The organism is Streptomyces sp., from assembly GCF_050698815.1.
GTDB lineage: Bacteria > Actinomycetota > Actinomycetes > Streptomycetales > Streptomycetaceae > Streptomyces.
Genome location: NZ_JBOHCV010000433.1, coordinates 1 through 4029 on the forward strand (window position 1 = coordinate 1; position 4029 = coordinate 4029).

A 4029-nucleotide genomic window follows, 5' to 3' on the forward strand; every position below is an offset into this window, starting at 1 on the left:
GGGGAGCGCCGATCGCGAGCGGCTGAGCGAAGTCTCGGGGGTTGCGCATAGGGCGCGGGAATCTAGCGGGGCGCGCCGGCTCTAGAGTCCGGCGCCATGAGCTCCGACACCAGGCATGCCATCGAGACCGACCAGGCCGCCCGCGAGGCGACCGGGGCGCACCCGTACGGCCGCTACCTCGAGGAGTTCGAGGTGGGCGCGACCTACAAGCACTGGCCCGCCAAGACGGTGACCGAGGCGGACGACCACCTGTTCTGCCTGATCACGATGAATCATCACCCGCTGCACATCAACGACGTCTACGCCAAGGCCTCCCAGCAGGGGCGCAACGTCGTGGTGGGGCCGCTGGTCTACTCGCTGGCGCTCGGCATGAGCGTGTCGGACGTCTCGGGCAAGGCGATCGCCAATCTGGCCACCGAGGAGCTCAAGCACCCGGCGCCCGTCTTCCACGGCGACACGCTTTTCTGCGAGTCCGAGGTCCTCGAGGTCAAGCCCTCGCGCTCCAAGCCCGATCGCGGCACGGTCAAGGTGCACACGCGCGTGCTCAACCAGGACGGCGTCCTGGTGGCCGAGTTCAAGCGGCTCGTGCTCGTCCCGCGCCGCGAGGCGGGGGCGACGCCGGCCGAGGGGGACGTCGAGTAGGCGCGCAAGCGCCGCCGTGCCCGGTGCGTTCACGTCAGAATCACGCTCTTCCCCCGATCGAAGGAAGGTTGACCGCGCAATGGCCACCGAGACGTCCGCCCCGACCAGCAACCGGAAGCTCCTGTCGTGGGTGGAGGAGGTGGCCGCCCTCACGCAGCCGGACACGGTCCACTGGTGCGACGGCTCGGCTGAGGAGTACGACCGGCTCTGTCAGGCGCTCGTCGACGGGGGTACGTTCCGGCGCCTGAGCGAGGCCAAGCGCCCGAACTCGTACCTCGCCTCCTCCGACCCGGGCGACGTCGCTCGCGTGGAGGACCGCACGTTCATCTGCTCCGAACGCCGCCAGGACGCCGGCCCGACGAACAACTGGACCGAGCCGGGGGAGATGCGCGAGACGCTGCGCCGGCTGTTCCACGGCGCGATGAAGGGCCGCACGATGTACGTCGTGCCCTTCTCGATGGGGCCGCTGGGCTCGCCGATCGCGGAGATCGGCGTGCAGCTGACCGACTCGGCGTACGTCGCCGTCTCGATGCGGATCATGACCCGCATGGGCGCCGGCGCGCTCGACGTGCTCGGCGAGGACGGCGACTTCGTGCCCTGCCTGCACTCGGTCGGGCGGCCGCTGGCCGAGGGCGAGGAGGACGTGCCCTGGCCCTGCAACGCCGACAACAAGTACATCGTGCACTTCCCCGAGACGCGCGAGATCTGGTCGTTCGGCTCGGGCTACGGCGGCAACGCGCTGCTGGGGAAGAAGTGCTTCGCGCTGCGGATCGCGTCCGTGATCGCCCGCGACGAGGGCTGGATGGCCGAGCACATGCTCATCCTCAAGCTGACCTCGCCGGAGGGGGAGACCAAGTACGTCACCGGCGCCTTCCCGTCGGCCTGCGGCAAGACGAACCTCGCGATGCTCATCCCGACGCTCGAGGGCTGGACCGTCGAGACCGTCGGCGACGACATCGCGTGGATGAAGTTCGCCGACGACGGGCGGCTGTGGGCGATCAACCCCGAGGCCGGCTTCTTCGGCGTCGCCCCCGGCACCGGCGAGCACACCAACGCCAACGCGATGAAGACCCTGTGGGGCAACTCCGTCTTCACCAACGTCGCCCTCACCGACGACGGCGACGTGTGGTGGGAGGGCATGACCGAGGAGACGCCCGCACACCTCACCGACTGGAAGGGCAACGACTGGACCCCCGACTCGGGAACCCCGGCCGCCCACCCCAACGCGCGCTTCACCACCCCGGCCGGGCAGTGCCCGATCATCGCGCCGGAGTGGGAGGACCCCCGCGGCGTCCCCATCTCGGCGATCCTGTTCGGCGGCCGGCGCGCCACGGCCGTACCGCTGGTGACCGAGTCCTTCAGCTGGCAGCACGGCGTCTTCCTCGGCGCCAACGTGGCCAGCGAGAAGACCGCCGCCGCCGAGGGCAAGGTCGGCGAGCTCCGCCGGGACCCCTTCGCGATGCTCCCCTTCTGCGGCTACAACATGGGCGACTACTTCGACCACTGGGTGCAGGTCGGCAAGAACGCCGACCAGGCCAAGCTGCCGAAGATCTACTACGTCAACTGGTTCAAGAAGGACGAGGACGGCCGCTTCGTCTGGCCGGGCTTCGGCGAGAACAGCCGCGTACTGAAGTGGATCGTGGAGCGGCTGAACGGCGAGGCGGAGGGGGTCGAGACGCCCATCGGCGTGCTGCCGACGAAGGAGTCCCTGGACACGGACGGTCTCGGACTGACCGAGGCCCAGCTCGACTTCGTTCTCGCCGTCGACAAGGAGGTCTGGCGCGAGGAGGCGGCGCTCGTCCCCGAGCACCTCAACACCTTCGGTGACCACACGCCGACGGAACTGTGGGACGAATACCGCGCCCTGGTCGCCCGCCTGGGCTGACCCGCTTCGTCGCCCTCACCGGGTTCGCGTTGTCGCGGGCCCGGTGGGGGGTGCGGTGCGTCCCGCTCCGGCGCGCGTGTCCGGACGGCATTATTTACTGCCCGGGACCCGGAAGCGTTCCGGGACCGCCTGTCGCATGTCCCGGGCCGAAAATAACGCTTGAGTGTCCGGACACGCACGCCTGCGCGTCCCGCCCCTCCCGTACGTGGGCGGCTGGCGGCTGCGTCGGGTCAGGCGGGGGTGAGGCCGAGGGCGGAGGCGTGGGCGTCGGTGCGCTCCGTCGCGAGGGTGGCCGCCGGCTCGTCTCCCAGGGAGTTGGCCACCACCAGTGCGTGACCCGCGAGCATGTGGGCGCGCTGGTGCAGGGTCACTGTGCGATGGGGGTCGGTGCTCCGTACGGAAGGGGCCGCGCGCAGCGGCATCCGACCGTCGCGACGGCCGGCCACATGGGCCGCGAGCCGCAGAGCCGCTTCGTCCAGCTCGGTGCTCGGGGCGAGGGCCCGCAGCTCGTCGGTGACGGTGAGCAGCGCGGTGAGGTGTCCGGCCAGACGTATGTCCAGCTCCTCGAACCTCGTGCGATGGGGACCCTCGACATGGGACGTGGTGTGGACCGACTTGGAACGGATGGGTTCGTACATGGACGGCCTCCTGCCGGGCGTGCTCAGGCGGCCAGTCTAACTTGGACTCCGTCTAAAGTTGAACCGTATGCACTTCATGATCCGGACGTGGGGAGCCTAGGGCTGGCTGTAGCCGTCCAGGAAGGACCCGATGCGGGTCACCGCGTCCTCGAGTTCGGGCACCGACGGCAGGTTGACGATGCGGAAGTGGTCGGGGTCGGGCCAGTTGAAGCCCGTGCCGTGGACGATCATGATCTGCTCGGCCCGTAGCAGGTCGAGCACCATCTCGCGGTCGTCCTTGATCTTGTAGACCTTGGGGTCGAGCCGCGGGAAGGCGTAGATCGCGCCCTTGGGCTTCACACACGTCACGCCGGGGATCCGCGTCAGCAGTTCATGGACCGTGTCGCGCTGCTCGAGGAGACGGCCGCCCGGCAGGACCAGGTCCTCGATGGACTGACGGCCGCCGAGCGCGGCGGCCACCGCGTGCTGGGCGGGCATGTTCGCGCAGAGCCGCATGTTGGCGAGGATCGTCAGCCCCTCGATGTAGCTCTGCGCGTGCGCCTTAGGTCCGCACACGGCCATCCAGCCGCTGCGGAACCCCGCGACGCGGTAGGACTTGGAGAGGCCGTTGAAGGTGAGGGTGAGCAGGTCGGGGGCGATGACGGAGGTGGGGGTGTGGGTGACGCCGTCGTAGAGGATCTTGTCGTAGATCTCGTCGGAGCAGACGATGAGGTTGTGCCGGCGCGCGATGTCGGTGAGGCCGCGCAGCATCTCCTCGTCGTAGACCGCTCCGGTGGGGTTGTTCGGGTTGATGATCACGAGCGCCTTGGTGCGGTCGGTCACCTTGCGCTCGATGTCCGCGAGGTCGGGCATCCAGTCGGACTG

At 69.3% G+C, this 4029-nt stretch carries 4 protein-coding genes; 2 read left to right on the top strand and 2 right to left on the bottom strand.

All coding sequences use genetic code 11. The features are described from left to right. Positions 1 to 96 precede the first annotated feature (96 nt). Together ACRDP3_RS15765 and ACRDP3_RS15770 are read left to right on the top strand one after the other, a co-directional pair. Positions 97 to 642: a MaoC family dehydratase gene (locus ACRDP3_RS15765; RefSeq protein WP_431517578.1), complete on the top strand. Its 546-nt coding sequence runs from the start codon at positions 97 to 99 to the stop codon at positions 640 to 642. Positions 643 to 721: 79 nt separating this feature from the next. Next, entirely contained in the window at positions 722 to 2527 is a 1806-nt protein-coding gene (locus ACRDP3_RS15770) for a phosphoenolpyruvate carboxykinase (GTP) (protein WP_431517579.1), read from the top strand. Positions 2528 to 2757: 230 nt separating this feature from the next. Here the strand turns inward: ACRDP3_RS15770 and ACRDP3_RS15775 are convergent, their stop codons facing one another. After that, entirely contained in the window at positions 2758 to 3165 is a 408-nt protein-coding gene (locus tag ACRDP3_RS15775; protein ID WP_431517580.1) for a hypothetical protein, read from the bottom strand. Positions 3166 to 3261: 96 nt separating this feature from the next. After that, positions 3262 to 4029: aminotransferase class I/II-fold pyridoxal phosphate-dependent enzyme (locus tag ACRDP3_RS15780; RefSeq protein WP_431517581.1), on the bottom strand; the 768-nt coding region annotated here is incomplete at its 5' end.

Bases quoted from the DNA above. Each gene is read 5' to 3' on its own strand.
- ACRDP3_RS15775 (WP_431517580.1), bottom strand. From the start codon at position 3,165: ATGTACGAACCCATCCGTTCCAAGTCGGTCCACACCACGTCCCATGTC.
- ACRDP3_RS15765 (WP_431517578.1), top strand. From the start codon at position 97: ATGAGCTCCGACACCAGGCATGCCATCGAGACCGACCAGGCCGCCCGC.
- ACRDP3_RS15770 (WP_431517579.1), top strand. From the start codon at position 722: ATGGCCACCGAGACGTCCGCCCCGACCAGCAACCGGAAGCTCCTGTCG.